Here is a 24,954-nt window from a genome sequence, read left to right on the forward strand (position 1 = left end):
CGCCGGCCCCGGCAGAGTCCCTCCCTGTCGCTCTCGAAGGACCCACATGCCCACCTACCAGTACGCCTGCACCGAGTGTGGGCACGCGTTCGAGCAGTTCCAGAGCTTCAGCGACGACGCGCTGACCGTCTGCCCCGTGTGCGACGGCAAGCTGCGCAAGGTCTTCAACGCCGTCGGCGTGGTCTTCAAGGGCTCGGGCTTCTACCGCACCGACTCCCGCTCGACCTCCTCGTCCTCCGACACCGCGTCGTCGAGCACGAAGAGCTCGGACTCCTCCTCCAGCGGCACGGGCTCCGACTCGTCCGGCTCCTCCTCGTCGTCGACGTCCACCAGCAGCTCCACCTCGTCGTCCTCGTCGTCCTCGTCGTCGTCCTCCTCCGACTGACGGCCCACCGCCTGCGGGTGGGCCCCTGTGGAGAGCCCGAGCGGCACGAGGCCCGTCCGGCCTAGCGTCGTCGGATGCTCCCGGGACTCCCACCGACCCGACGCCGGCTGCGGGCCGTACGTCACCAGCTGCGGCGCCGTCGCCGGCTGGTCGCCGCCTGCCTGACCGGGATCGCGGCCCTCGCCGCCATCCGTGCGGTCGCGCCGCCGCCACCCGACACCGTGGCCGTGCTGGTCGCTGCTCGTGACCTCCCGTCGGGCACCCGGCTCGGCGACCGCGACCTCGTCCGGCGCGACTACCCCGCCGACCTCGCTCCCTCCGGAGCGGCCAGCGAGGCGGTCGGTCGCGTCCTGGCTGCCCCGATCGGGCGGGGCGAGGTGCTGACCGACGCCCGGGTGGTGGGCCCGGGACTGGCCGAGGCCCAGCCCGGCGACACGGTCCTGCCGGTCCGGCTGCCCGACGCCGGGATGGCGACGCTCCTCAGGCCGGGCGACGTGGTCGACCTGCTCGCCACCGATCCGGGGACCGGCACCGCCACCACCGTCGCGCGCGACGTGACCGTCCTCGCCACGCCCGGCGACGTGCCCGAGGGGCCGGCCGGCGGCTCCGGCGGCGCCCTCGTCGTGGTCGGTGCGTCTGCCCAGGAAGCCGTGGAGATCACGTCCGCGGCGCTGTCACAGTTCCTGACCGTGTCGTGGGAGCGATAGCGTTCTGCCATTCACTCAGTCGGCCTCTCGGGGCCTAGCAAGAGGGAGCACCATGACTGGTTTCAGGAACTTCATCCTCAAGGGCAACTTGATCGAGATCGCCACCGGTCTGATCATGGCCCTCTCGTTCGCAGCAGTGACCACGACCTTCACCGAATGGCTCACCGGACTCCTGCCCGACACGACCTCCGATGTCTTCGGCACCGCGCCCCAGAGCTTCGGCGCCTTCCTCAACGCGGTGATCTCGTTCCTCATCCTCGCCGCGATCGTCTACTTCTTCGTGATCACGCCTTACACGAAGGCCAAGGAGCGCTTCTTCCCCGACAAGCCGGAGGGCACCCCGGCGGACATCGCACTCCTGGAGGAGATCCGCGACCTGCTCAAGGCGCAGCGCCCCACCGCCTGAGGGCGTCGTACGACCCAGGCTCCACACGCACGAACGGCCCGCCCCGGGAGGGAGGCGGGCCGTTCGTCATGTCCGGGGCGAGGCGCTCAGCCGTGGTGCGGCGGCACCTGCTCGCGGTACCACGCATCACCCTTGCCGGAGCGGTCCTCGCGGGCGTCGGTGTCGTCGGAGGTCTGCTCGTGCGTGCTGTCGCCGAAGACCGCGGCCAGGCGCCGGCGCCGCTTCCACTGGGGTTCGACCTCGGGCTCCTGCTCCGGAGCACCCTGCTCGTCGGAGCGGTCGCTCATGCGCAGACGCCGTAGATCTTGTCCTCGGGATCCGTGGTCTCCGTGGGCGTGGTCGGCGAGGTGGGCGTCCCGGTCTCGGTCGGCGTCTCGGTCGGCGTCTCGGTCGGGGTCTCCGTGGGCGTCCCGGTCGGCGTGCCGGTGGACGTCTCGGGCGTGCCGGTCGAGGAACCCCCGGCGCTCGGCGACTCCGACGATCCGGGCGGGCCCTCGGCGCTGACGGAGGTGCCGCCGATCAGCTTGGCCGGGAGCTCCTTGTCCTCCGCGATGAGCTTCCAGATCTGCGTCGCCTGGTCCGTCCAGTAGACGCGGCCCCAGAAGTCGGAGTCGCGCGGGTAGTAGGCCGTCGGCAGCGTGACGAACTTGATCTTGTCGAGGCCGATGCCCTGAAGCTGCATGGCGACCTTGCCGAGCCGGGTGACGTTGGCGAACTCGTCGTCGGTGGTGAGCGACTTGGTCGCCGCGTCGAGGAACCGCACCACCTTGTCGAGGCGGGTCAGGGTGCCGGCGGAGAGCACCTCGCGCACGAGGGCGCCGATGAACTCCTGCTGGCGGCGGATGCGGGAGATGTCGTTCTGCTGGATCAGGTCACCGACGTAGCGGGCGCGCACGTAGTCGAGGGCCTCGTCGCCGGTCAGCACGGACGGGTTGCCCTTGGGCACGAAGATGCTGTGCTTCGGGTCCTTGATGTCCTCGGGCACGCAGACCGGCACACCGCCGACCGCGTCGACCATCGAGCCGAAGCTGGCGAAGTCGACCACGATGAAGTGCTCGACGCGGATGCCGGTGTTCTCCTCGAGCTGGCGCATCGTGCACAGCGGGCCGCCCACGCTGTAGGCGGCGTTCCAGATCACGTCCGTCACCGCCGGGGAGTCGCACCCGTCCTCGGGACGGTTCACGATCGAGTCGCGCGGGATGGAGACGGCGTACGCCCGGCTGCGGTCGGCGGACAGGTGCACCAGGATCGTGGTGTCGGACCCGCCGCCGCCCTCCTGGTCGATGCCGCAGCCGTCGCAGTCGCGCGAGTCGGAGCCCATCACCAGGATGTCGAGCGGCTCGCCGTTGCCGGTGTAGACCTCCTGGGGCCGCGCATCCTCGTCGAGCGCGTCGGTGGAGACGCCCTCGATGTTGCCGTTGAGGTGGCGGATGAAGTAGACCGTGCTGAGGCCCGTGATGAGTGCGAGCACGAGCGCGCTGATCAGGACGACCCGTCCGACCGTGTGCTTGCGCTTGGCCTTGCCCCGTCGTTTGGGTGCCGTGTCGAGGGCGCCGTCGGGCGGCTCCGGGCGCGACTCATCGGACACGGGGGCTCACCTTCGACAGGGACGGGCAGTGCTGACCGCACTGAACTTACTTCACGAGCGCAAGATCACAGTGTCCGCGACACCACCGAGCCACCCGTCGCAGGCTGCGGAAAAGGCCTGATCAGGTGCGTCGCGCGGAGAGCAGCCCGATGAACTCGTCAGCCATCTCGAGCTGGCGAGCGAGCCTCGCCCGACGCTCTTCGGCGTCCGACTCGACCGCCACGAGGCGCTCGCGCGACGCCGCTCGCCCGGCGGCGTCGGTGGCCGGGTCGTCGAGCACCTCGAGGTCGGACATCACGGCCTTCATCTCGTCGATGCTGAAGCCGAGCGGCTTCATCCGGCGGATGACGAGGATCTTGTCGACGTCGGCCTCGGTGTAGAGCCGGAACCCGCCCTCGGTCCGTCCGGACGGCTTGAGGAGCCCGACCTCCTCCCAGTGCCGCAGGCTGCGCAGGGACAGCTCGGTGCGGGTCGCGACCTCGCCGATCTGCATGACCTCGCCCATGACCGCCCCTCCGATTTCAACCCTACCCTTACGTGAGGGTAGGTTTCCGCCACGTGCCTGACACCGCAGACCCTACGAGCCCGCCGGCCGAGCCCTCCGTCCGCTCCGCGCTCCGCTCGCCGAAGCTGCTCCGCACGGAGGTCCTCGCCGGGCTCGTCGTCGCGCTCGCGCTGATCCCCGAGGCCATCTCCTTCTCGATCATCGCGGGCGTCGACCCGCGCGTCGGGCTCTTCGCCTCCTTCACGATGGCCGTCACCATCTCCTTCCTCGGCGGTCGCCCCGCGATGATCTCCGCCGCGACCGGAGCCATCGCCCTGGTCATCGCCCCGGTGATGCGAGAGCACGGCATCGACCACCTGGTCGCCACCGTCCTGCTCGGCGGCGCGATCCAGGTCGTCCTCGCCGTGCTCGGCGTGGCGCGGCTGATGCGGTTCATCCCGCGCCAGGTGATGGTCGGCTTCGTCAACGCCCTCGCCATCCTCATCTTCGTGGCCCAGGTGCCCCACCTCGTCGACGTGCCGTGGGCGGTCTACCCGATGGTCGCCGTCGGCATCGCCCTGATCGTCGGCCTGCCGCGGATCACCACCGTCGTACCGTCCCCGCTCGTCGCGATCGTCGCGCTCACCGGCTTCGCGCTCCTCGCCGGCCTCGGTCTGCCCGACGTCGGCGACGAGGGCCGGCTGCCCGACAGCCTGCCGACGCTCTTCCTCCCTGACGTCCCGTGGACGCTCGACACGTTGAAGATCATCGGGCCCTACGCCGTCGCGATGGCGCTGGTCGGCCTGCTCGAGTCGCTGCTCACCGCCAAGCTCGTCGACGACATCACCGACACCCGCTCCGACAAGACGCGTGAGGCCTGGGGCCAGGGCGCCGCGAACCTCGTCACCGGCTTCTTCGGCGGGATGGGCGGCTGCGCGATGATCGGCCAGACGATGATCAACGTGAAGGCCTCCGGTGCCCGGACCCGGATCTCGACCTTCCTCGCCGGCGTCTTCCTGCTGGTCCTGGTCGTCGGCTTCGGCGATGCCGTGGCGCTCATCCCGATGGCCGCGCTCGTCGCGGTCATGGTGATGGTGTCCGTCGGCACGTTCGACTGGCACTCGGTCCGACCGAGCACCCTGCGTCGGATGCCGAGGTCGGAGACGGCCGTCATGGTCGCCACCGTCGTCGTCACGGTCCTCACCCACAACCTCGCCATCGGCGTCGGGGTCGGCGTGCTCGTCGCGATGACGCTGTTCGCCCGCCGCGTCGCCCACCTGACCGAGGTGCACCGTGAGCTCGTCGAGGCCGCCGACGGCACCGCCTCCGCGGTCTACCGCGTCACCGGCCAGCTCTTCTTCGCCTCGAGCAACGACCTCTACACCCAGTTCGCGTACGCCGAGGACCCCCCGCACGTCGTCGTCGACCTGTCCGCGTCGCACGTGTGGGACGCCTCCTCGGTCGCCGCGCTCGACGCGATCACCACCAAGTACGCCCGCCGCGGCGCGACCGTCGAGATCGTCGGCCTCAACGCCTCCAGCGCCGAGCGCCACCAGCGGCTGAGCGGGTCTCTGCAGTCGCTCTGAGCCGCATCGAGTTCGCCGGCGTACGTCGTCGTGGCAGGATGCTCTCCGCCGTGCGCGCACGGCACGCCCCAGTAGCTCAGTGGATAGAGCAGCCGCCTCCTAAGCGAAAGGTCGCAAGTTCGACTCTTGCCTGGGGCACCAGCAGGACCCGTTGCACCACCGCCACACGTCGAAGAACTGCGGCCGGACGACACGTCCGCCCAGGTGGCGGGTGTCGTACGGCCGCAGTTCTCGAGGTCGTTCGGCAGGTCCGGATCCGGCAGCCCCTGCCTACAGCGTGCGGAGCGTGCCGAAGCCGCTGCGGTGGAAGACGAGCGGGTGGGCGTTGTCCTCGGCGCGGTGCACGGCGTGGAGCTCGAGCAGGACGACCACGTGGTCGCCGGCCTCGACCTCGCGGTAGATCGTGCAGTCGAAGCTCGCGAGCCCGTCGTCGAGCGTGACCGCGCCCTCGGTGGTGGTCGACCACGCGATCGCGTCGAAGCGGTGCTCGACCGGACCGGCCAGCGCCCGGCACACCTCGGCGTGGTGGTCGGCCAGGACCGTCACGCCCAGGTGCGAGGAGCGACGCAGGTCGGGCCACGTCTTCGACGACGTCGCGAGGCTGACCGAGACCAGTGGCGGGTCGAGGCTGACCGAGGTGAACGAGCTCGCCGCGAGCCCGACCGGCTGGCCGTCGATCTCGGCCGCGAGGGCCACGACCCCGCTCGGGAAGGTGCCGAACGCGTCGCGCAGCAGCCGCGGGTCGAGGTCCTGGTTGGTGGTGAGGTGGGTGCTCACGGTGGGCACGGCAGTCACGGGGTTCCGTTCGTGGTGGGGGACGTCGAGGCGAGGAAGGTGGAGACCAGCGGCCGGGTGGCCGCGAGCCAGTCGGCGTACGCCGCCGGGTCGTCGTGCTGGGCGTCGACGACGTAGAGCGCCCGGCCGGGGACCGTCCCGCCGATCTCCGTCAGCACGGGCCGGAGCGTCGTCTCCGGCGCGAGCGAGTGGGCGGGGCTGCCCCCGAGCATGAGGGGCACGGCCAGGCCGGAGAGCCCGGTGCCACCGGCGAACCGGTCGAGGAAGAGCTTGAGCAGCCCGGTGTAGGCGGCCTTGTAGGTGGGGCTCGCGACGACGACGAGGTCGGCCGCTCCCACCTGCTTCACCAGGTCGGCGACACCCGCGTCGGCCCAGTCGAGGATCGCCGGGCCCAGCGTGGCGAGGTCGACGACGAGGTCGGGCTCGGCTCCGCCCAGCTCGGTCGCCACGTAGGTCGCCGCGGAGAGCGTGCGGCTGCCCGGCTTCGGGTTGCCGACGACGACCGCGATGACGCTCATCGGACGGCTCCCGCGGGGACCAGCACCGGGGGCAGCCCCGCACCGAGCTTCAGGGACTCGAGGAACAGCACGATCGTGGCCGCCACGGAGCGGTGCGACACGTCGTTGAGGATGTCGTGCCGACCGCCCTCGACCAGCCACACGCGCGCGTCGGCGGCGTCGACGTACGACGCGATCGCGTCGGCCGCAGGCGTGATCCGGTCGGCGGTCCCGTGGACGACGAGCACCGGCTTGTCGGGCGCGGACAGCTCGACGGTGGTCCACGGCAGCGGGCGGTCGAGCGCCTCGCGGTCGAGGAGCACGTCGGCGTCGAGGACGGAGCGGTGCACCGGACAGGCGGTCCGGGCCTCGACCTGGTCCTCCCACGAGCCGTCGGCGGTCGAGCCCGGGAGCGCGACGCCCGCGATCACCGCCGCGTCGGCGGCCACCTCCCCCACGAGGGTGGCCGCCAGCGTGGCTCCGGTGTCGGCGCCGACGAGGACCTTCGGCGAGGGCAGCGACTCGTCGGCGAGCAGCTTCTCGACGCGCACCCGCGTGGCGGTCAGGTCGTCGAGGTCGACGGCCACCACGCGCACCTTGTAGGCGTCGGCGGACAGGCGCTTGCCGAAGCGGGCGTAAAACGCGTCGGTCTCGCCGCGTCCGGGCAGGACGACGAGCGTGCCGCGCGGCGTCGCGCCGGCGGGCTCGTCCCAGGCAGTGACAGTCATGATCGGTCTCCTTCTCGGATCGACAGGTCAGGCAGGTCGCGCGGGCTCAGGCCCAGCGCGAGGTGAACCAGTGCACGGCACCGGTCTCGGGGTCGTAGCTGCGGCGCGGGAGGGTGCCGATGTCCGCGCCGTAGACGTGGATGCCGACAACGGGCTGGTCGCCGCCGCAGCGGACCTGGTGCACGTCGTCGTCGGTCGTGCAGCAGACGGTCACCTGGCCCGCACCCCACTCGTCGGTGCCCTGGCCCACCAGCGGGACGTCGGGCACGCTCGGCTTCTCGTAGCGCGTCTCGACCTCGACGCCGGAGTAGATCCCGACGACGCCCCAGGTCTCGTGGCCGTGGACGGGCGTGCCCTGGCCGACGTCCCACACCGCGCTGGCGATGGAGAAGCTGCCGTCGGCGGCGACGTGCAAGGGGTACATCACGTAGCGCACCGGGTCGGGGGCCACCTGCTCCGCGGGCAGCTCGAAGCCCTCGGCGAGGGCGCGCTCGAGCTCGGTGCGGACGGCGGCGGTCAGTGCCTGCTCGTCGAGCCCCTGGCTGATGAGGTCCTCGACGGTCCGGGCGAGGTCCGCGATCGCGGGCACCTCGCTGCGGACCGGGACGATCTCCTGCTGCGCGGTCATGCGGACTCCTTCTTCCTGGCGTTCCTGGCCTGGGCGGCCTTCATGGTCTGGTCGGCGTACGCCGTGATGCGGGCGTGGAGCCCGGGTGCGCTCACCGAGCGGGCGAGGGCGCTCACCTCGGCGTCGCTGTCGTGGTGGGGGCGGGCGGGTCGCGCGGCGGCGAGCACCGAGGCGAGGTCGCCCGGCACGCCGGTGGCCCAGGCCTCACCCAGCTCGGCGCGCCGGACCACCCCGAGCGCGACGCCGAAGGCGGAGCCCGGGAACCGGAGCGTCACGGCCGGGTCGACGAGCCGGTGGTCGCACGCCAGCACGACGTCGGCCCCGGCGCCGACCGCGGCACCCTCGACCACCGCGACCGTGGTGCACGGCGCGGCGATGAGCCGTTCGAGCAGGTCGGCGATCCTCAGGAAGCGCAGGGCCAGCGTCGCGTCGGTCTCGTCCACCAGGCCGCCGAGGTCGAAGCCGGCGGCGAAGTGGCGGGCGTTGCCGCGCAGCACGAGCGCCTCGGGTCGCGCACCCTCGACCTCGTCGAGCACCGCGTGCAGCGCGTCGACGAGCTCGACGGACAGTGCGTTGGCACGGGTGGGCCGGTCGAGGGTGACTGTCCAGACCGGGCCGCGGTCGACGATGACGCTCATGCCGTCCACTCCTCTGTCCACTCCTGCACGACGTCGGGGTGCGCACCGAGCCGGGGCGCTCCGCGCTCGAGCCGCGGCGCGAGGCCGGAGATCCGCACCGGGTAGACGACGGTCGGCGTCTCCCCCGCGACCGGGACGTCCACGCTGGCCACGAGCCCGGTCGCCTCGACGTGCGGGTCGGCCAGGGCCTCGCCGAACGTGTTGACCGGTCCGCAGGGCACGCCGCGTGCCCGCAGCTCGGTGAGCCAGTGCTGGCGCTTCTCCTGCGCGAGCTGCTCGCCGAGGAGCCCGGCGAGCTCCAGCTGGTTCGCCACCCGGTCGCCCTGGGTGACGAACCGCGGGTCGTGGACGAGGTGCGGCAGCCCGACGACCTCGGCGACGGCGGCCCAGAGCTTGTCGTTGCCGGCGGCGATCGTCAGGTCGCCGTCGGCCGCGGAGAAGCCCTGGTACGGCGCGTTGCGCGGGTGGGCCGTGCCGAGGCGCTGCGGCTCGCGGCCCGATCCCCAGTACTCGCTCGTCTGGAGGGCCGAGACGCCGATGAGGCAGTCGAGCATCGGGACGTCGAGCCGCACCGACGCGCCGGACTCGCGGACCTGCGGCAGCATCGCGGCGATCGTGTAGGCCGCGTAGAGGCCCGCGGTGAAGTCACCGACCGGCACGCCCGACTTCACCGGGTTGCCGTCGGGCTCGCCGGTCACGCTCATCAGGCCGGACATGCCCTGGATCACGACGTCGTAGGCGCCGTCGTTGACGTAGGGGCTGCTCAGCCCGTAGCCCGAGATCGACGCGTAGACCAGGCCGCGGTGCCCGGCGGACACCTCGTCGTAGCCGATGCCGAGGCGGTCGAGCACGCCCGGCCGGTAGTTCTCGACCACCACGTCGGCGGCGGCGATGAGCGCGCGCACCTCCGCGAGCTGGTCGGGGTCCTTGAGGTCGGCGGTGATGCTGCGCTTGTTGCGGTTGACCGAGGCGAAGTTGTGGCTGAACGCCGATCCGTCGTCGTCGCGCGCGAACGGCGGCCACGCCCGCATCTGGTCGCCGGTCGGCGGCTCCACCTTGACGACGTCGGCACCGAGGTCGGCCAGCAGCATCCCCGCGAACGGGCCGGCTGCGACGTGCGCGAGCTCGACGACGCGGACGCCGCTCAGCGGGAGACGGTGGTCCTCAGGAGGCACGGGCGGTCCCGGCGCGGTGGGCGAGCTCCTGGCGGACGAGCGGCAGCAGGTCGCGGCCGTAGTCGACGGCGTCCTGCAGCGGGTCGTAGCCGCGGATGAGCACGGTGTTCACGCCGATCTCGACGTAGTCGAGGATCGCCGCCGCGACCGTCTCGGGCGAACCGACCAGCGCGGTGGAGTTGCCGCCACCGCCGACGGCCGTCGTGGTCGGCGTCCAGAGGCAGCGATCGTGCACGTCGCCCTTCTCGGCCACCGCGAGCAGCCGCTGCGAGCCCGCGTTCTGCGGGCCCTGGCCCTGCGGGTGGATCCGCCCGACCTTCTCCTTGAACGCCTGGCCGACGACACCGTTGATCGTGTCGAGGATGCCGTGCGCGCGCTCCCACGCCTCCTCGTCGGTCCGCCCGAGGATCGGGCGGAAGGAGACCGAGATGCGCGGCGCCGCCGGACGTCCGGCTGCCGCCGCCTCGCGTGCGACCGTGGCGATCTGCTCGCCGGTCTCGGCGAGCGGCTCGCCCCAGAGCATGTAGGTGTCGGCCCGCTTGGCGCCCACGGTGTAGGCCGCCGGGGAGCTGCCCCCGAAGAACAGCTCGAGGTGGCGGTCCTCGAAGGGGTGGACCTGCGGGTCGAAGCCCTCGAAGCGGTAGTAGCTGCCCTGGAAGTCGCGCGGGCCCGTCGTGTCCCACGACTGGCGCAGGACCTGGAGGTACTCGTCGGTGCGCGCGTAGCGCTCGTCGTGCGGCAGGTAGTCGCCCTCGCGGCGCTGCTCGGTGTCGTTGCCGCCCGTGACGATGTTGAGCGCGACACGGCCCTTCGAGAAGTGGTCGAGGGTGGCGAAGGTGCGCGAGGCCAGGGTCGGGTGCACGACGCCGGGGCGGTGCGCGACGAGCAGGCCGAGGCGCTCGGTGCGGGAGGCGGCGTACGCGGCCACCTGGGTGCCCTCGGACCAGCCGGAGCCGTAGCCGATGAGCACGCGGTCGAAGCCGCCGTCCTCGTGGGCCTGGGCGAAGCGCGCGGTGTAGTCGGGGTCGACGACGGGACCGGACGAGCGGCGGATCTCGGAGGAGTCGGCGGTGCCGATCATGCCGAGGATCTCGACGGAGTCGTAGGGCGCGGGGGTGGGCGCGGGGGTGGGCGAGGGGGTGGGCGAGGTGGTCATGGTGGTTCCTTCTCTCGGGGGTCGCGGACGTTCTCAGACGAGGGCGAGGCGCCGGTCGGCGCCGGCGCGGACCAGGTCGATGACGGGGGCGTACGACGTCGCGTCGGCCAGGGGGTCGAAGCCGCGGATGAGCAGGGTGGTGACGCCGAGGGCGACGTAGTCGAGCAGCGCGTCGGCGACCTGCTCCTGCGTGCCGACGAGGGCGGTCGAGTTGCCGGTCGCGCCGGTGACCTTCGCCAGCGCGGTCCACAGCCGCTTGTCGTGGACGTCGCCCTTGTCGGCGGCGTCCAGCAGGCGCTGCGACCCGACGGCGTTGCGGCCGTCGAGGCCGAAGGTCCGCCGGGTGGTGCCCCAGCGCTCCTGGGTCGCGGCGAGGATCTGCTCGGCGCGCGCCCAGGCCTCGGCCTCGGTGTCGGCGACGATCGGGCGCAGGCTGACGCTGAACCGCGGGTCACGGCCGTAGGGCGCCGCGGCGGCGCGGACCTGCTCGATGCGCTCGCGGATGCCGTCGAGCGGCTCGCCCCAGAAGGCGTACGCGTCGGCGTGCTTGCCGCCGACCCGGATGGCGTCCTCGGACGCGCCGCCGAAGTAGACCGGGATGCCGCCGGGCGCGGGGCGGACGGCCGACCAGGCGCCCTCCACCCGGTAGAACTCGCCCTCGTGGTCGAACGGCTCCTCCGACTCCCACTCGCGGCGCAGGACCGTGAGGAAGTCGTCGGTGCGGCGGTAGCGCGTGGTCTTGTCGGAGAAGTCGCCGTCGCGAGCCTGGTCGACGTCGTCGCCGCCGGTGATGACGTGCATCGCGACCCGGCCGGGGTGGAAGGCGTCGAGGGTGGCGTAGGCGCGGGCAGCCAGGGTGGGGGCGAGGAAGCCCGGGCGGTGGGCGAGCAGCACGCCGAGGCGGTCCGTCGACTGGAGGACGTGGGACGCCACCAGGAAGCCGTCGGGTGTCGCCGAGGAGTGCGCGATGAGCACCCGGTCGAAGCCCGCGGCCTCGTGCGCCTGCGCCAGCCGGGCGGCGTACGCCGGGTTGACGGTCGGCCCGACCGGGACGCCGGCCTCGGTCTGGGCCGAGATCCCGTCGACGCGGTTGTGCTCCGACGGGGCGATGCTGGTCTCCTGCGTGGCGGTGATGCCGATGAGCTCGATGGTCATCAGGACTCCTGGGTCTCGGTGATCTGGGCACGCCACTCGCCGGCGACGTGGCACGCGGCCTCGCGCTCGTCGGCCAGGGCGACCGGACGGGGCTGCGTGGCGCACGCGTCGTGGGCGAAGCGGCAGCGGTTGGCGAAGACGCACGCCTCGGGCGAGGTCCACACGCGCGCCCCGGCCGGCGGCCGGAGCTGGTCGGGCCGCAGGCGGTCGACGTGGGTGACGCTCGGGGCGAAGGCGGTCAGCAGCCCCGTGTAGGGGTGGGCGGGGCGCTCGAGGACGTCCTGGATCGGACCCTGCTCGACGACGCGGCTCCGGTAGAAGACCGCCACCCGGTCGGCGATCCCCGCGAGTGAGCTGAGGTCGTGGGCGATGATCACGACCGCGAGGTCGAGCTCGCGGCGCAGCCGGTCGAGCAGGCTGAGCACCAGGTTGCGGTTGGAGACGTCGAGGGCGGAGACGGGCTCGTCGCAGAAGAGCAGCTGCGGGCGGGTCGAGATGGCGCGGGCCAGCGACACGCGCTGCCGCTGGCCGCCGGACAGCTGGCGGGGACGGCGTCGCAGCATCGACTCCGGCTCCAGCCCGACCAGGCGGAGCGACTCGGCCACCCGCTCGTCCCGCTCGGCACGCGACAGGGTGCCCGCGATGTCGAGGGGCTCGCGGACCAGCTCGGCGACCGTGAGGTCGGGATCGAGGGAGCGCAGCGGGTCCTGGAAGACGAGCTGCACCTGGCCGGATCGGCGGAAGTCGCGCAGCGCTCGTCCCTTCAGCGCGCCCATGTCCTGGCCGTCGAACTCGATGCGGCCGGACCGCGGGCGGACGAGGCCCACGGTGGCCCGGGCGAGGGTGGTCTTGCCCGAGCCGGTCTCACCGATGATGCCGACGATCTCGCCGGGACGGACCTGGAGGCTGGCGTCGGTGAGCGCCGCGCCGGTGCCGAGGTTCGTGCCCTTGCGGGGCCGGGCGTAGGACACCGACAGGTCGGTGACCCGCAGCAGCGGGACCACCCGTGCCCCGGCGTGGTCGAGCGCCTCGGCGCGTTCGCGGGTGGCGGTCATGCGAACGCTCCTTCGAGCTCGTCGATGCGGGCGCAGCGCGCGGCGCGGCCCTCGCCCAGGTCGGCCAGCGGGACCGGTCCCGAGGTGCAGGCATCGGTGGCGAAGCGGCAGCGGGGGGCGAACCGGCAGCCCGGCATCTGCTCCCCCACCGAGGGCGGCTGGCCGGGGATGATCTCGAGCGAGCGCCGCTCCCAGGTGCCGATCGTGGCCACGCCCATCAGCGCCTGCGTGTAGGGGTGCCGCGGGCGGGCGAGCACCTCCTCGGTGGTGCCGCTCTCGACGATCTCGCCGCCGTACATCACGAGGATCCGCTCGCAGGTCTCGGCGACGACCGCGAGGTCGTGGGTCACCAGCAGGAGCGACAGCCCGTGGCTCTCGCGGAGCCTCCCGAGCAGGTCGAGGATCTCGGCCTGGATCACCACGTCGAGCGCGGTGGTCGCCTCGTCGGCGATGAGCAGCTCGGGCTCGCAGGAGACCGAGATGGCGATGAGCACGCGCTGCTGCATGCCGCCGGAGAGCTGGTGGGGGTACTGGTGGAAGACGCCCTCGGGGTCGTGCAGCCCGACCTCGGTGAAGAGCTCGACGGCCCGGTGGTGCGCGTCCGCCCGCGAGAGGCCGCGCTTCACGCGCAGCTGCTCGGCGAGCTGGTGGCCGACGGTCAGGGACGGGTTGAGGTACGACGCCGAGTCCTGGAACACCGCACCGAGCCGGGTGCCCCGGACGTCGTTCCACGTGCGCCGGCTCGCGCCGGTCAGCTCGGTGCCGCCGAGCACGATGCGGCCGTGGTCGACCTCGCCGGTCTTCGGCAGCAGGCCGAGCACCGAGCGGCAGGTGAGGGTCTTGCCGCTGCCGGACTCGCCCACGAGGCCGACGGACTCGCCGCGGCCGATCGTGAACGAGACGTCGTGCACGGCGACGAGGTGGTCGCCGACCGACACCTGGAGGTCGCTCACCTCGAGGACCGGGCTGCCCGGGCGGGAGGTCTGGTCAGGCATGGGTGGTCTCCTTCCGCGCGGCGCGGGTCTCGGAGCGGGTGGCAGCGCGAGCAGCACGGGACGGCGTACGCCGCCGGGGTGCGTCGCCGGTCGCCTCGCGGACCGCGTCGGCGAGCAGGTTGAGGGAGCCGACCGTCGCCATCATCAGCAGGCCCGGGAAGACGGGCGCCCACGGCTGCTGGGCGAGGTAGTCCAGGTCGGAGGCGAGCATCCCGCCCCACGTGGGAGCCGGCGGCGAGACGCCGAGCCCGAGGAACGACAGCGACGCGACGACCAGCAGCGCCGAGCCGGTGGCCTGGGCGGAGGTGACCGCCACGTTGGGCAGCACCTTGCTCCAGATGTGCTTGCGCAGCGTCCACCACTCCGTGGCGCCCATCAGCTCGGCCGCCTCGACGTACTGCTGGCGGCGCATGCCCATGGCGACCGCGCGGGTCACGCGGTAGAAGATCGGGCTGATCAGCACGCCGATCGCGAACATCGCCTGCTGGAGGCCGTTGCCGAGCGTGCCGGCGACGGCGATGGCGAAGACGGTGAACGGGAGGATGACGAGCGTGTCGCTGATGCGCAGCGACAGCCACTCGAGACGCGGCCCGAGCCAGGCCGACGCGAGGCCGGACGGCACGCCCAGGGCGGCACCGATGACGACCGCCTCGAAGGCGCCCACGACCGAGAGCCGCGTGCCCGACATCAGCCGGCTGAGCACGTCGCGGCCGACGTAGTCGGTGCCGAGCCAGTGGGTGGCGGACGGCCCCTCGAGCACGTGGTCGGTGTACTGCCGCAGCGGGTCGTGCGGGGCGAGCGCGCCACCGAAGACGGTGAGGAACGCGATGCCCGCCAGGACGACCATCGCGAAGCGTGCCGTCGGGATCCGCCACAGGTTGCGCAGCGTGGTCATCGCAGGGCCCCCTCTCGGCGGGCGGTCGGGTCGAGCGCCTTCTGCAGGACGTTCACGAGCGAGCTCGCGACGACCACCACGACGGCGGTGACCAGGAGCGTGCCGAGGACGACCGGTACGTCGCCCCGCTCGGCGGACTGCAGGGCGAGCTGGGCGACTCCCGGGAGGCCGAAGAGCCGCTCGGTGATCACGGCGCCGCCGACGATGAGCGGGATCGCGAGGCCGATCACGGCGAGGGTCGGGGCGGCGGCGTTGCGCAGCACGTGTCCGAAGAGGACCCGTGACCTGCCGTAGCCGCGCATCTCCGCACCGATCGCGTAGTTCTCCCCCAGCGCGGTCACCATCGAGGTGCGGAGCTGGCGGGCGATCGAGGCGGCGACGTCGAGGCTGAGCGCGAGCGACGGCAGGATCGAGAAGCGCAGCCACTGCGCCGGGTCCTGGTCGATCGGCACGTAGCCGCCCGAGGGCAGCAGCTGCAGCTTGACCGAGAAGATCACGATCAGCGCCATGCCGATCACGAACGGCGGCAGGGTGGCGAGCACCGAGCACACGAGGGTGACCACGCGGTCGAAGAAGCCGCCGTTGCTCAGCGCGGCACCGATCCCGGAGCCGCCGCCGATGAGGATGGCGAGCACCAGCGCGAGGGCCGCGATCGACAGGTCGACCGGCAGCGCCTGCTTGATGCTGTCGGCGACCGGGATCGTGGTGAACCACGAGCGGCCGAGGTCGCCCTGCACGGCGCTGCCGACCCACGAGACGTACTGCTCGACCAACGGGCGGTCGAGGCCGAACTCGTGGTTCATCCGGGCGATGTCCTCGGGCGTGGCGGTCTCGCCGAGGACGGCCGCGGCCGGGTTGCTGTCGCTGAGCGCGCCGAGCGCGAAGGCGATGACCGAGGCGAGCAGCAGCACCGTGACGGCGACGGCGAGGCCGCCGGCGACCGCACGGACCAGGGGTACGACGCGGCGCGGGCGCACGACCTCGGTCGCGGTCGACGGACCGGGCGCGGGCGGCGGGGCGTCGGGCGCGGTCGTGCCGGTGTCGGGTGCGACGGTGAGGCTCACGCCGTGACGCCTTCGAAGCGACGCAGGCTCGGCCGGGTCGGGAGCCCGCTGACGCCCTTGCGGGCGATGACGGCCGGCACCAGCGTGAGGAAGGTGTTCGGGAAGGTGGTGACCGCGATCTTCGTCGCCTCCTGGAGGAGGGCGGGGTAGGCCGGGTCGTCGGTCGGGGTGTTCTTGACCTTCTCCAGCTGCGCCTCGAGCTCGGGGCTGGTCGTGCGGCCGGGGTTCATCAGGCCCTCGGCGCCGAAGAGCACCTGGAATGCCTGCACCGGCGACTCGCGCCCGGCGAAGCCGTCGTAGGCCAGCGCCTTGGAGTGCTCGAGGTAGACCAGCTGCGTGTGCTGGGTGGCCGGGATCGAGTCGATCGTCGCCTCGATGCCGACCTCCTTCAGCTGCGCCTGGATCAGCTCGACCGCCGCGTCGCTCTGGCCGCTGCTGGTGAAGACCGCCTTGATCGGGGTCTTGAGCCCGGCGTCCTGGAGGATCTGGCGCGACTTGTCGGGGTCGTAGGCGTAGATGCTCGCCAGCTCCGGGTTGTAGCCGACGTAGCCGGGCGGGAAGGGCTGGTAGCTGACGTCGCCGACGCCGAAGGCGGCGACCTGCTTGAGCTTCTCGCGGTCGATGGCGTACTTCATCGCCTCGACGACGGCCGGGTCGTCGAAGGGCGCCATGGTCGCGTTCACGTCGAGCACGCTGACGAACATGGTGTTGATCACCTGGACGTCGAGACCGGCGTCCTTGGCCTGCTGCAGCTGCGCGCCGCCGAGGCGGGCGAGGTTGAACTGGCCGGAGCGGGCCGCGGCGACCGCGGTCGACGGGTCGGGCTGCGGGTAGAGCTCGAAGTTCTCGACCTTGATCTCGTCGGCGGCGGAGAAGTTCGGGTTCTTCTTGAGCGTCGCGTGGTCGTTCTGGACGTACGCCGTCAGGGTGAACGGCCCCGACCCGGCCGGCTGCGTCGCCAGCGCGTCGACGTCCTTCTCGAAGGCGGCCGGGTTCACGACCATGCCGGTCTTGCCGGCGAAGAGCAGCGGGTACTGGTAGTCGACCTCGGTCAGCTCGATGACGACGTCGAGGTCGCCGTCCGCCTTCACCGACTTGATCGTCGCCATCTGGGGCGCGATCAGCGACCCGTCCTGGGTGCGACCGCGCTCGATCGACTTCGCGACCGCGGTGGCGTCGAGCGGGCTGCCGTCGCTGAACTTCAGGTCCGGCTGGAGGGTGAACGTCACCACCTTGCCGGAGTCGTCGTAGGCCCACTTCTCGGCCAGCCACGGGGTGGCGTTGCCCTGGTCGTCGAGGGCGGTGATGGCGTCGTAGGTGAGGGCGAGCATCTGCACGTCGGAGCCCGCGGACGACGTCACCGGGTCCCAGGTGGTCGGCAGCTGCCAGGCCCACTTGATGGTGCCGGTGCCGCCGGCGGCACCGCTGCTGCCCACGGTGGAGGTGCCGCCGCAGGCCTCGAGGCCGAGCACGAGGCCGGCGGCGAGGCTCAGGCCGAGGAAACCGCGGCGGGACGGGGTGAGGACGGGGCTGAGGGCGGGGTTGGTGCTGGCGCGCGTCATGGTGGGCGTGTGCCTCTCGGTTCGGGTCGTACGACGGTTGGGTGGGGGTGGGTGCTGCGGCCGGGGTCAGCCGGCCTGCCGAGCCGCCGTGTGGCGGTTGACCGGCACGGGCAGCCCGAGATGCCCGCGCAGGTGGGTGGAGTCGTAGTCGGCGCGGAAGACGCCGCGCTCCTGGAGGATCGGGACGACCTCGTCGACGATCCGGCGGAAGTTGGCGGGGTGGTCGAGGCCGATGTTGAAGCCGTCGCAGGCCCGCGCCTCCCACCACTCGACGAGCTTGTCGGCGACCGTCGCGGCCGAGCCGACGAACTCGCTCTTGCGGAAGGCGCGGGTGGCCTCGACGGCCTGGCGCAGGGTCCAGCCGTTGTCGGCCGCCCGCTGGGTGACGGCCTTGGCCTGCGTGTAGAAGGAGCGCTCCCCGTGGACGAGGGCCTCGGCCGGGAACGGTGCGTCGAGGTCGTACTGCGTGAAGTCGTGCCAGCCGAAGGGACGCCCGAACTCCCGCAGGGCGGCGCCGAAGGTGTGGTCGCGGTCGTTGTTGGCCGCCTCGATCTCGCGGGCGTCCTCGTCGGTGTCGCCCACCACGACCTTGATGCCGGGCATGACGACGACGTGGTCGGGGTTGCGGCCGAACTTGTCGCGGGCGCGGGTCTTGATGTCGTCGTAGAAGGCCTGCCCGCTCGGGATGTCGGGCGCGTGGGTGAAGATCCCCTCCCCGACGCTCGCGCCGAGGTCGCGGCCCTGGTCGGAGTCGCCGGCCTGGAAGATCACCGGGTGGCCCTGCGCGGAGCGGACCAGGTTGAGCGGGCCGCGCACGGCGAAGTAGGTGCCCTCGTGGTCGAGGACGTGCTGCTTGCTGGCGTCGAGGAACTGACCGGTCTCGCGGTCGCGGACGAAGGCGTCGTCCTCGTAGGAGTCCCAGAGCGCCCGGGCGAGCTCGACGTACTCCTGCGCCCGGCCGTAGCGGGTGTCGTAGTCGTAGTGCTCGTCGAGGCCGTAGTTGCCGGCGGTGCCGGCGTCACCGGTGGTCACGACGTTCCAGCCCGCACGGCCCTTGCTGATCAGGTCGAGGCTGCCGAAGCGGCGGACCAGGTTGAAGGGGCTGTTGAAGCTCGTGGTCGCCGTGCCGACCAGCCCGATGCGGCTGGTCTGCGTGGCGAGCGCGCTCAGCAGGGTGAGCGGCTCGAGCCGGTTGAGGTAGTGCGGCGGCGAGAACGGGGTGATGAACTGGCTGTCGACGATGAAGACCAGGTCGAACTTGCCGCGCTCGGCGAGCTGCGCCATCTCGACGAACCAGTCGATGTTGACGCTCGCGTCGCCCGGGATCTCGGGGTCGAGCCACAGCGTGTGGCTGCCCGGTCCGCCCGTGCCGTACGGCACCGCTCCCAGGTGCATCTGCCTCGTGCCCATCGACTCCCTCTCGCAGTTGGAACACCTTTCTCTACTAAGTTAATCGACTTTGCGTGAACGATCCAACGCGGGTCCGTGATGCGTGTCATCACGACGCGTGATCAATAGTCGACTAATCTGATCGACATGGAACGCATCCTCGACATCGGCCCCCTCCGCAGCCTCGTGGCGGTGGCCGACCACGGCGGGTTCCAGCGCGCTGCCGAGCACCTCCACCTGAGCCAGGGAGGGGTCAGCCAGCACGTGCGGCGGCTCGAGGCGGCCACCGGGCTCCGGCTGGTCGAGCGGCACGGTCGCGGCTCGCGGTTCACGCCCGAGGGCGAGCGGCTGCTCGCGTCGGCCCGCGGCATCCTGGCCGCCCACGACGACGCGCTCCGCGACCTCGCCGGTGCCCACCTCGAGGTCACCATCGGCTCGACCGAGCACGCGGCCGCGCGCCTGCTCCCCTCGCTCTCGGCGGCGCTCGAGGACGCCGGGTCGCGCACGACGTTCCGCTACCGCATCGACCGCGGCGCCCGGCTCCGGGAGGGACTGGCGTCGGGCCAGGTCGACCTCGCCCTCCTCCTCAACGCAGCCGACCACCCCGGGGCGGTGCCCGTCGGCGCGCTCGAGCTGACCTGGTACGCCGCTGCCTCGTGGCGGCTGCCCGTCGCACCCGACCCGGTGCCGGTCGTCGCGTTCGACAACCCGTGCGAGCTGCGCAAGCGGGCCCTCCAGACCCTCGCCGACCACGGCGTGCCCGCCACGATCGGGGCTGAGGCGACCCAGCTGGCCGGGGTGCAGGCGGCGGTCAGCGCCGGCCTCGGCGTCGCCCTGATGGCGCTCGACGAGCCGCCGCCCGGCCTCGTCGCGGTCAGCGACCTGCCCACGCCGGAGCCGCTGACGCTCTACGTCTGCCCGCGCGCCGGGCTGGCGGACGACGTCGTCGCCCTGGCCGCGGACGCCGTCGCCGCCGTGCTCGCCGGCTCGGGACTCGCGCTCACGTCCTAGGCCGCTCGCTACCGAACAGTCGGGGTGTCGATCGGCTCCGATCACCCCGCGACTGTTCGGTAGCGCCAGACCGATCTCAGACGGTCTCGAACCGGATCCCCGCCGCCTGGAGCCGGGCGAGCAGCGCGTCGCCCATCGCGACGGCCGAGGTGACCTGGCCGGACGTCTCCGGGTTGTCGTCGAGCGCGAGGCAGAGGGCCGCCTCGGAGAGCATCTTCGCGGTCTCGGTGTAGCCGGGATCGCCGCCCGAGACACGGGTGTGGACCGTCTCGCCACCCGCCTCGCCGACGAAGTCGACGGTGAACCACGACTTCTTCCGCTTCGACGCGTCCGGCCCGGACCCCTGCGGCACCTTGCCCTTGAGGAAGTCGCGCACCGGCTTCACCTGCGCCGCGACGGTGAGCGCGCCGACGCCGATCGCCCCGCCGGCGGCGTACCGCAGCGTCTTCGTGCCCGCCCAGTGGGAGTAGCGGAACTTCGGGCCGTACGCCGGCAGCGCGGCGCCGCTGCGCGCCACGACGATCGGGTCGATGGTCGGCAGCGGGAGCAGCCAGTAGCCGAGCACCGGGTCGCGGTGCGGCTTGCCCCCGACCGAGCGTGACGAGCGGCCGTCGGCCGGTTTCCCCTCGGCCCGGCGGCGGTCGGCGTACGTCTTCTTCATCTGCTTGGCGCGGGCGAACTGGTCGAGCGCCGAGTGGAACGTGCCGCCCGACGGCGTGCCGCCGGCGCGGACGACGCCGCGCACGGTGATCGGCCCGTCGGAGGGCAGCTGCTGGACGGTGAAGTAGGCGCCGAGGTCGTGCGGGACCGAGTCGAAGCCGCACGCGTGGACGATCCGGGCGCCGGTGCGCACGGCGGTCTCGTGGTGCTCGAGATAGGTCCGGTCGACGAACTCCGGCTCCCCGGTGAGGTCGAGGTAGTCGGTGCCGGCCTCCGCGCAGGCGGCGACGAGCGCCCCGCCGTTGGCGAGGTAGGGGCCGATGGTGGTGACGACGACCCGGGCCTGGCGGGCGACGTCGGCCAGCGCGGCCGGATCCGTGGCGTCGGCGACGAGGACCTCGACCGCGGCACCTGCGTCGGCGAGGCGGCGGCGCACGCCCTCGAGCTTGTCGGCGTTGCGGCCGGCGACCGCCCAGCGCAGGCCCTCGGGTGCGTGCGCAGCGAGGTAGTCGGCGGTGAGGCCTCCGGTGAACCCGGTGGCGCCGAACAGCACGATGTCGAAGGGCCTGTCGCTCATCGCGCCATCGTGTCACGCGGCGGTCGCGGAACCCGTGGGCCGCACGCGCCGTCCCACCCGACATGGCCACCCCGCTCCGACTGCGCACCACCGTCACCGGCATCGCCGCTCTCACCAGCCTCGCGGCCGCCGTCGGCGTGGGCTACGCGATCGGGCAGGACTCCGGCCCCACTGGCACCCCGGAGTCCCCGCGCATCCGGCTCGCGAACGCCGACCTGACCAGCCCCGGCTCGTGCGACGCGCTGCTGCAGTCCTACGTCGACCGGGCCGTCGAGCAGGTGGGCCCGTGGGGCTGGGACGGCGAGATGCGGGTCTTCGCGGCGGAGGGCGACGCGGCGATGCCGCTGTCCTCGAGCGCAGGCGTCGAGCGGTCGATGCCGACGACGTCGCGCACGACCAGCGACGAGTCCGGCACCAACGTCCAGGAGGCCGGCGTCGACGAGGCCGACGTGGTGAAGGTCGCGGGCTCGCTCCTGCTGCGGGTGCGCGACGGCGAGCTGCTGGCGTACGACGTCTCCGGCGACGCCCCCGTGCTGTTGTCGACGACCCCGGTGCCTGCGGCCCGCAGCCATGGCTGGCCCCACGACCCGGGCGGCGAGATGCTGCTCGTCGACGGCCGCGCGGTCGTCCTCGGGACGACCGACACGGGCACGACGATCACCACGGTGGACCTGTCGGACCCCCGGTCGCCGTCGATCGTGGACACGACCACCGTCACCGGGCACGCGTCGGCCGTGCGGCTCACCGGCGACGTCGTCCGCGTCGTCGTGCAGACCGAGCTGCCCCAGCTCGACTTCTCGACGCCGGACGGGACGCTCGGCGAGCTGCGGGCGCGGCTCCACAACCGCGCGCTGGTGCGCGGCACCACGCTCGCCGACTGGCTCCCGACGGTTGACGGCCAGCCCGTCGTCGACTGCGGCGACGTGGCGGTGCCCGCCGACGAGGACCTCGCGCTCGGCACGACGACGGTGCTCGCGCTCGACCCCGCCTCGCCCACGACCCGCACGGCGACGGCGGTCGCGACGGACTCCGACACGTCGTACTTCTCGACCGACCGCTTCTACCTCGCGGCCGGTGCGCCGGCGTGGTGGGGACCGTGGAGCGAGTGCATCGACTGCGGCGTCGGCCTGCCGGAGAAGCCGCGTGGCACGACGCCGATCTTCGCCTTCGCGCTCGACGGGATGGAGGCGTCGTACGTCGCCTCCGGCGAGGTCGCGGGCACGATCGCCGACCGCTGGTCGATGGACGCCGTCGGCGGGTCGCTCCGGGTCGCCGTCGGACCGAGCGCGGCGACCGGCACGGCCAACTCCGTGATCACCCTGCGCGAGGACGGCTCCTCGCTGGTCGAGGAGGGACGCGTCGACGACCTCGGCGTCGGGGAGACGATCCAGTCGGTGCGGTGGTTCGACGACCTCGCGATCGTGGTGACCTTCCGCCAAACCGACCCGCTCTACGCGGTCGACCTGACCGACCCGGCCGCGCCCGTGCTGCTCGGCGAGCTCGAGATCCCGGGCTACTCCGACTACCTCCACCCACTGGGCGAGCACCGCCTCATCGGGCTCGGCCAGGACGCCACCGCGGACGGACTCGTCCAGGGGGCGCAGGCCGCGCTCTTCGACGTCACCGACCTCGCGAACCCCCGCCAGATCGACGTCGTCCGCTACGACCCCGGCACGTGGGCCGGCGCGAGCTCCGACCCGCGCCAGTTCACCTGGCTGCCCGACCAGCGCACCGCCCTCGCCGTCGTCGACGGCAGCAGCGCGAAGGGGATGACCGGCTGGGTCTCGATCCTCTCCCTCGCCGACGGGCGGATGACCAACCGGATGGTCGAGGTCGAGCACGGGGAGGCGGTGTACGACGTCCGCCTGGTGCCGCTCGCCTCCGGCAAGGTCGCGCTCGTGACCGGCTCGGACGTCTCGTTCCTGGCCCTGTGACGGCGCCGCTTCCGGACGTACCCTCACCTCTATGTGCCGCAACATCCGACCGCTCAACAACTTCGAGCCGCCCGCGACGCGCGACGAGGTGACGGCCGCCGCGCTGCAGTACGTCCGCAAGGTGGCCGGCACGACCAAGCCCTCGCAGGCCAACGAGGAGAGGTTCTACGCCGCCGTCAAGGAGATCGCGCACATCACCGAGCACCTCCTCGACGACCTCGTGACCACCGCGCCGCCGAAGAACCGCGAGGTCGAGGCGGCCAAGGCGCGGGCCCGCGCGCAGGCGCGGTACGCGTGACCCTCGCCCCGATCCGTGCCGAGGCCCTCGACCTGCTGGCCACACGGCCGCTCGTCGTGCTGACCGGCGCCGGCCTCTCGACCGACTCGGGCATCCCGGACTACCGCGGCCCGGGCGCCCCGACGCGGGCGCCGATGACCTACCAGGAGTTCGTCGCGACGCCGGAGGCGCAGCAGCGCTACTGGGCGCGCAGCCACCTCGGCTGGCAGCGGATGGGGAGGGCACTCCCCAACGACGGCCACCGGGCACTCGCCGCCCTCGACCCCGACCTGCTGATCACGCAGAACGTCGACGGCCTCCACGAGGCTGCCGGCTCACGGTCCGTGGTCGCCCTCCACGGCCGGGTGTCCGAGGTCGTGTGCCTCTCCTGCGGGACGACCTCCTCGCGCGCCGACCTCGAGCGCGAGCTGGACGCCCTCAACCCCGGCTGGCTCGAACGGCACGGCTGGGTCGAGTCCCGCCCCGACGGCGACGTCGACCTCGACGACACCCACGACTTCGTCGTCCCCCGCTGCCGGTGCGGCGGCCCGCTGAAGCCGCACGTCGTCTTCTTCGGCGAGAACGTCCCCGCCGACCGCGTGGCCCGCTGCTACGCCGCCGTCGAGGCGCTCGGCACCTCGGGCGCGCTGCTCGTGGCCGGGTCGTCCCTGACCGTGATGAGCGGCCTCCGGTTCGTGAAGCGCGCGGCCGCGGGAGGCACGCCGATCGTCATCGTCAACCGCGGTGAGACCCGGGGCGACGCGTTGGCGTCGTACAAGCTCGAGGTGGGGTGCAGCGAGTTCCTGACGGAGCTGTGCACCCGAGTCTCCCGCTTGTCGGCCGAGATCTAGGCCGACAAGCGGGGCGGTCACCGGATATCCGGTGACTCCAGCGCCAGCTCAGCGCCGCACGAAGATGTGCTCGGCCGCCTCGACCACGAGCTCGGCGGTCTCGCCGCCGGAGCCGATCAGGATGCCCTCGTCGGTCTTCGCGATGGTGACGGTCTTGCCGGGGAGGGCGCCGACGCGGCGGAGGAGGCCCATCAGCTCCTCGTCCTTCTGCATCTCCTCGGAGATCCGCTTCACGTGGACGCGCTGGTCCTCGGAGACGGCGGCGCCGGAGAGTGGCTCCACGTTGTCCATGAAGTCCTCGCCGACGGTGTCGCCGAGCTCGTCGAGACCGGGGATCGGGTTGCCATAGGGCGACTCGGTCGGGTGGTCGAGCAGGTCGAGCAGGCGGCGCTCGACGGTCTCCGACATCACGTGCTCCCAGCGGCACGCCTCGGCGTGCACGAGCTCCCAGTCGAGGCCGATGACGTCGGTGAGCAGCCGCTCGGCGAGCCGGTGCTTGCGCATCACGCGGGTCGCGAGGAGCAGGCCCTCCTCGGTGAGCTCGAGGTGGCGGTCGCCCTCGACGGTCAGCAGTCCGTCGCGCTCCATCCGGGCGACGGTCTGCGACACGGTCGGGCCGGACTGGTGCAGCCGCTCCGCGATCCGGGCGCGCAGCGGGACGATGTCCTCCTCCACGAGCTCGTAGATCGTGCGGAGGTACATCTCGGTGGTGTCGATCAGGTCACTCACGAGGTCATTGTGTCCCATCCGGCAACT

Annotated in this window: 27 protein-coding genes and 1 tRNA gene; 9 read left to right on the plus strand and 19 right to left on the minus strand. The window is 72.5% G+C overall.

What is annotated here, in order from left to right; all coding sequences use genetic code 11:
- The first annotated feature begins 46 nt into the window (after positions 1 to 46).
- The 3 genes from BLV76_RS03740 (at position 47) to BLV76_RS03750 (ending at position 1,498) form a co-directional block, all read left to right on the plus strand.
- Positions 47 to 385 carry an FmdB family zinc ribbon protein gene (locus BLV76_RS03740; protein ID WP_090967928.1) on the plus strand — a complete coding sequence of 113 codons (339 nt, stop codon included), beginning with the start codon at positions 47 to 49 and terminating at the stop codon, positions 383 to 385.
- Between the two features lie 74 nt (positions 386 to 459).
- On the plus strand, positions 460 to 1,092 hold the full coding sequence (locus tag BLV76_RS03745; RefSeq protein WP_090967929.1) for an SAF domain-containing protein: 633 nt from the start codon (positions 460 to 462) through the stop codon (positions 1,090 to 1,092).
- 52 nt (positions 1,093 to 1,144) lie between these two features.
- Positions 1,145 to 1,498, plus strand: a complete 354-nt coding sequence (locus BLV76_RS03750; protein WP_090967930.1) for an MscL family protein — start codon at positions 1,145 to 1,147, stop codon at positions 1,496 to 1,498.
- A gap of 86 nt (positions 1,499 to 1,584) precedes the next feature.
- Here the strand turns inward: BLV76_RS03750 and BLV76_RS03755 are convergent, their stop codons facing one another.
- The 3 genes from BLV76_RS03755 to BLV76_RS03765 all read right to left on the minus strand — a co-directional run bounded on the left by BLV76_RS03755 (position 1,585) and on the right by BLV76_RS03765 (position 3,591).
- On the minus strand, positions 1,585 to 1,785 hold the full coding sequence (locus BLV76_RS03755; protein WP_090967931.1) for a hypothetical protein: 201 nt from the start codon (positions 1,783 to 1,785) through the stop codon (positions 1,585 to 1,587).
- A complete protein-coding gene (locus BLV76_RS03760) occupies positions 1,782 to 3,086 on the minus strand; it encodes an LCP family protein (RefSeq protein ID WP_090967932.1) in 1,305 nt (434 codons plus the stop codon). Before BLV76_RS03760 ends, BLV76_RS03755 begins: the two co-directional genes overlap by 4 nt.
- A 121-nt stretch (positions 3,087 to 3,207) precedes the next feature.
- On the minus strand, positions 3,208 to 3,591 hold the full coding sequence (locus BLV76_RS03765) for a MerR family transcriptional regulator (RefSeq protein WP_090967933.1): 384 nt from the start codon (positions 3,589 to 3,591) through the stop codon (positions 3,208 to 3,210).
- Positions 3,592 to 3,644: 53 nt separating this feature from the next.
- Here BLV76_RS03765 and BLV76_RS03770 point away from each other — a divergent pair, with 53 nt between their 5' ends.
- Both BLV76_RS03770 and BLV76_RS03775 read left to right on the plus strand, forming a co-directional pair.
- Positions 3,645 to 5,156 carry a SulP family inorganic anion transporter gene (locus BLV76_RS03770; RefSeq protein ID WP_090967934.1) on the plus strand — a complete coding sequence of 504 codons (1,512 nt, stop codon included), beginning with the start codon at positions 3,645 to 3,647 and terminating at the stop codon, positions 5,154 to 5,156.
- A gap of 65 nt (positions 5,157 to 5,221) precedes the next feature.
- A tRNA-Arg gene (locus tag BLV76_RS03775) sits at positions 5,222 to 5,297 on the plus strand.
- Between the two features lie 129 nt (positions 5,298 to 5,426).
- On the opposite strand, the gene BLV76_RS03780 is transcribed toward BLV76_RS03775, so the two are convergent.
- From BLV76_RS03780 to BLV76_RS03845, 14 genes are all read right to left on the minus strand, one after another.
- Positions 5,427 to 5,933 carry a flavin reductase family protein gene (locus BLV76_RS03780; RefSeq protein WP_217630252.1) on the minus strand — a complete coding sequence of 169 codons (507 nt, stop codon included), beginning with the start codon at positions 5,931 to 5,933 and terminating at the stop codon, positions 5,427 to 5,429.
- 14 nt (positions 5,934 to 5,947) lie between these two features.
- Positions 5,948 to 6,469, minus strand: a complete 522-nt coding sequence (locus BLV76_RS03785; RefSeq protein ID WP_090967936.1) for an NADPH-dependent FMN reductase — start codon at positions 6,467 to 6,469, stop codon at positions 5,948 to 5,950.
- Positions 6,466 to 7,176: an alpha/beta hydrolase gene (locus tag BLV76_RS03790; protein WP_090967937.1), complete on the minus strand. Its 711-nt coding sequence runs from the start codon at positions 7,174 to 7,176 to the stop codon at positions 6,466 to 6,468. Before BLV76_RS03790 ends, BLV76_RS03785 begins: the two co-directional genes overlap by 4 nt.
- Positions 7,177 to 7,222: 46 nt before the next feature.
- Positions 7,223 to 7,804, minus strand: coding sequence for a cysteine dioxygenase family protein (locus BLV76_RS03795; RefSeq protein ID WP_090967938.1), 582 nt, complete (start codon positions 7,802 to 7,804; stop codon positions 7,223 to 7,225).
- Positions 7,801 to 8,442 (minus strand): enoyl-CoA hydratase/isomerase family protein, encoded by a 642-nt coding sequence (locus tag BLV76_RS03800; protein WP_139306461.1) that lies wholly within the window; start codon positions 8,440 to 8,442, stop codon positions 7,801 to 7,803. The genes BLV76_RS03795 and BLV76_RS03800 overlap by 4 nt, the downstream gene beginning before the upstream one ends.
- Positions 8,439 to 9,617, minus strand: a complete 1,179-nt coding sequence (locus tag BLV76_RS03805; RefSeq protein ID WP_090967940.1) for a CaiB/BaiF CoA transferase family protein — start codon at positions 9,615 to 9,617, stop codon at positions 8,439 to 8,441. Before BLV76_RS03805 ends, BLV76_RS03800 begins: the two co-directional genes overlap by 4 nt.
- Positions 9,607 to 10,773, minus strand: coding sequence for an LLM class flavin-dependent oxidoreductase (locus BLV76_RS03810; RefSeq protein ID WP_090967941.1), 1,167 nt, complete (start codon positions 10,771 to 10,773; stop codon positions 9,607 to 9,609). The genes BLV76_RS03805 and BLV76_RS03810 overlap by 11 nt, the downstream gene beginning before the upstream one ends.
- A gap of 33 nt (positions 10,774 to 10,806) precedes the next feature.
- Positions 10,807 to 11,928 carry an LLM class flavin-dependent oxidoreductase gene (locus tag BLV76_RS03815; protein ID WP_090967942.1) on the minus strand — a complete coding sequence of 374 codons (1,122 nt, stop codon included), beginning with the start codon at positions 11,926 to 11,928 and terminating at the stop codon, positions 10,807 to 10,809.
- Positions 11,928 to 12,983, minus strand: a complete 1,056-nt coding sequence (locus tag BLV76_RS03820) for an ABC transporter ATP-binding protein (protein WP_090967943.1) — start codon at positions 12,981 to 12,983, stop codon at positions 11,928 to 11,930. Before BLV76_RS03820 ends, BLV76_RS03815 begins: the two co-directional genes overlap by 1 nt.
- The gene (locus tag BLV76_RS03825) at positions 12,980 to 13,978 is read right to left on the minus strand and encodes an ABC transporter ATP-binding protein (protein WP_090967944.1); all 999 of its coding nucleotides are present in this window, start codon (positions 13,976 to 13,978) and stop codon (positions 12,980 to 12,982) included. The genes BLV76_RS03820 and BLV76_RS03825 overlap by 4 nt, the downstream gene beginning before the upstream one ends.
- Positions 13,971 to 14,873 carry an ABC transporter permease gene (locus tag BLV76_RS03830; RefSeq protein ID WP_090967945.1) on the minus strand — a complete coding sequence of 301 codons (903 nt, stop codon included), beginning with the start codon at positions 14,871 to 14,873 and terminating at the stop codon, positions 13,971 to 13,973. Before BLV76_RS03830 ends, BLV76_RS03825 begins: the two co-directional genes overlap by 8 nt.
- Positions 14,870 to 15,937, minus strand: coding sequence for an ABC transporter permease (locus BLV76_RS03835; RefSeq protein ID WP_217630253.1), 1,068 nt, complete (start codon positions 15,935 to 15,937; stop codon positions 14,870 to 14,872). The genes BLV76_RS03830 and BLV76_RS03835 overlap by 4 nt, the downstream gene beginning before the upstream one ends.
- Positions 15,934 to 17,499, minus strand: a complete 1,566-nt coding sequence (locus BLV76_RS03840; protein ID WP_090967946.1) for an ABC transporter substrate-binding protein — start codon at positions 17,497 to 17,499, stop codon at positions 15,934 to 15,936. The genes BLV76_RS03835 and BLV76_RS03840 overlap by 4 nt, the downstream gene beginning before the upstream one ends.
- A 66-nt stretch (positions 17,500 to 17,565) precedes the next feature.
- Positions 17,566 to 18,909: an NtaA/DmoA family FMN-dependent monooxygenase gene (locus tag BLV76_RS03845; RefSeq protein WP_090967947.1), complete on the minus strand. Its 1,344-nt coding sequence runs from the start codon at positions 18,907 to 18,909 to the stop codon at positions 17,566 to 17,568.
- 126 nt (positions 18,910 to 19,035) lie between these two features.
- Here BLV76_RS03845 and BLV76_RS03850 point away from each other — a divergent pair, with 126 nt between their 5' ends.
- Complete coding sequence (locus BLV76_RS03850) at positions 19,036 to 19,899, plus strand: LysR family transcriptional regulator (protein WP_090967948.1); 864 nt, start codon at positions 19,036 to 19,038, stop codon at positions 19,897 to 19,899.
- 76 nt (positions 19,900 to 19,975) lie between these two features.
- Here the strand turns inward: BLV76_RS03850 and BLV76_RS03855 are convergent, their stop codons facing one another.
- Positions 19,976 to 21,136 (minus strand): saccharopine dehydrogenase family protein, encoded by a 1,161-nt coding sequence (locus tag BLV76_RS03855; RefSeq protein WP_090967949.1) that lies wholly within the window; start codon positions 21,134 to 21,136, stop codon positions 19,976 to 19,978.
- A gap of 62 nt (positions 21,137 to 21,198) precedes the next feature.
- Between BLV76_RS03855 and BLV76_RS03860 the strand changes: the two genes are divergently transcribed.
- Genes BLV76_RS03860 through BLV76_RS03870 form a run of 3 tightly spaced genes read left to right on the plus strand, consistent with a single transcriptional unit; the run spans position 21,199 to position 24,198 of the window.
- The gene (locus tag BLV76_RS03860; RefSeq protein WP_090967950.1) at positions 21,199 to 23,070 is read left to right on the plus strand and encodes a beta-propeller domain-containing protein; all 1,872 of its coding nucleotides are present in this window, start codon (positions 21,199 to 21,201) and stop codon (positions 23,068 to 23,070) included.
- 31 nt (positions 23,071 to 23,101) lie between these two features.
- On the plus strand, positions 23,102 to 23,368 hold the full coding sequence (locus BLV76_RS03865) for a DUF2277 domain-containing protein (protein WP_090967951.1): 267 nt from the start codon (positions 23,102 to 23,104) through the stop codon (positions 23,366 to 23,368).
- On the plus strand, positions 23,365 to 24,198 hold the full coding sequence (locus BLV76_RS03870; protein ID WP_090967952.1) for a Sir2 family NAD-dependent protein deacetylase: 834 nt from the start codon (positions 23,365 to 23,367) through the stop codon (positions 24,196 to 24,198). Before BLV76_RS03865 ends, BLV76_RS03870 begins: the two co-directional genes overlap by 4 nt.
- 48 nt (positions 24,199 to 24,246) lie before the next feature.
- Here BLV76_RS03870 and BLV76_RS03875 read toward each other — a convergent pair whose 3' ends face one another.
- A complete protein-coding gene (locus BLV76_RS03875) occupies positions 24,247 to 24,927 on the minus strand; it encodes an iron-dependent transcriptional repressor DtxR (RefSeq protein WP_090967953.1) in 681 nt (226 codons plus the stop codon).
- Positions 24,928 to 24,954 lie beyond the last annotated feature (27 nt).

Origin of the sequence: Nocardioides exalbidus, from assembly GCF_900105585.1 — a bacterium.
GTDB lineage: Bacteria > Actinomycetota > Actinomycetes > Propionibacteriales > Nocardioidaceae > Nocardioides > Nocardioides exalbidus.

Excerpts from the sequence above, each read along its gene's own strand:
- BLV76_RS03740 (WP_090967928.1), top strand. The coding sequence starts at position 47 with ATGCCCACCTACCAGTACGCCTGCACCGAGTGTGGGCACGCGTTCGAG.
- BLV76_RS03745 (WP_090967929.1), top strand. The coding sequence starts at position 460 with ATGCTCCCGGGACTCCCACCGACCCGACGCCGGCTGCGGGCCGTACGT.
- BLV76_RS03750 (WP_090967930.1), top strand. The coding sequence starts at position 1,145 with ATGACTGGTTTCAGGAACTTCATCCTCAAGGGCAACTTGATCGAGATC.
- BLV76_RS03755 (WP_090967931.1), bottom strand. The coding sequence starts at position 1,785 with ATGAGCGACCGCTCCGACGAGCAGGGTGCTCCGGAGCAGGAGCCCGAG.
- BLV76_RS03765 (WP_090967933.1), bottom strand. The coding sequence starts at position 3,591 with ATGGGCGAGGTCATGCAGATCGGCGAGGTCGCGACCCGCACCGAGCTG.
- BLV76_RS03785 (WP_090967936.1), bottom strand. The coding sequence starts at position 6,469 with ATGAGCGTCATCGCGGTCGTCGTCGGCAACCCGAAGCCGGGCAGCCGC.
- BLV76_RS03790 (WP_090967937.1), bottom strand. The coding sequence starts at position 7,176 with ATGACTGTCACTGCCTGGGACGAGCCCGCCGGCGCGACGCCGCGCGGC.
- BLV76_RS03795 (WP_090967938.1), bottom strand. The coding sequence starts at position 7,804 with ATGACCGCGCAGCAGGAGATCGTCCCGGTCCGCAGCGAGGTGCCCGCG.
- BLV76_RS03800 (WP_139306461.1), bottom strand. The coding sequence starts at position 8,442 with ATGAGCGTCATCGTCGACCGCGGCCCGGTCTGGACAGTCACCCTCGAC.
- BLV76_RS03810 (WP_090967941.1), bottom strand. The coding sequence starts at position 10,773 with ATGACCACCTCGCCCACCCCCTCGCCCACCCCCGCGCCCACCCCCGCG.
- BLV76_RS03815 (WP_090967942.1), bottom strand. The coding sequence starts at position 11,928 with ATGACCATCGAGCTCATCGGCATCACCGCCACGCAGGAGACCAGCATC.
- BLV76_RS03820 (WP_090967943.1), bottom strand. The coding sequence starts at position 12,983 with ATGACCGCCACCCGCGAACGCGCCGAGGCGCTCGACCACGCCGGGGCA.
- BLV76_RS03825 (WP_090967944.1), bottom strand. The coding sequence starts at position 13,978 with ATGCCTGACCAGACCTCCCGCCCGGGCAGCCCGGTCCTCGAGGTGAGC.
- BLV76_RS03830 (WP_090967945.1), bottom strand. The coding sequence starts at position 14,873 with ATGACCACGCTGCGCAACCTGTGGCGGATCCCGACGGCACGCTTCGCG.
- BLV76_RS03840 (WP_090967946.1), bottom strand. The coding sequence starts at position 17,499 with ATGACGCGCGCCAGCACCAACCCCGCCCTCAGCCCCGTCCTCACCCCG.
- BLV76_RS03845 (WP_090967947.1), bottom strand. The coding sequence starts at position 18,909 with ATGGGCACGAGGCAGATGCACCTGGGAGCGGTGCCGTACGGCACGGGC.
- BLV76_RS03850 (WP_090967948.1), top strand. The coding sequence starts at position 19,036 with ATGGAACGCATCCTCGACATCGGCCCCCTCCGCAGCCTCGTGGCGGTG.
- BLV76_RS03855 (WP_090967949.1), bottom strand. The coding sequence starts at position 21,136 with ATGAGCGACAGGCCCTTCGACATCGTGCTGTTCGGCGCCACCGGGTTC.
- BLV76_RS03860 (WP_090967950.1), top strand. The coding sequence starts at position 21,199 with ATGGCCACCCCGCTCCGACTGCGCACCACCGTCACCGGCATCGCCGCT.
- BLV76_RS03865 (WP_090967951.1), top strand. The coding sequence starts at position 23,102 with ATGTGCCGCAACATCCGACCGCTCAACAACTTCGAGCCGCCCGCGACG.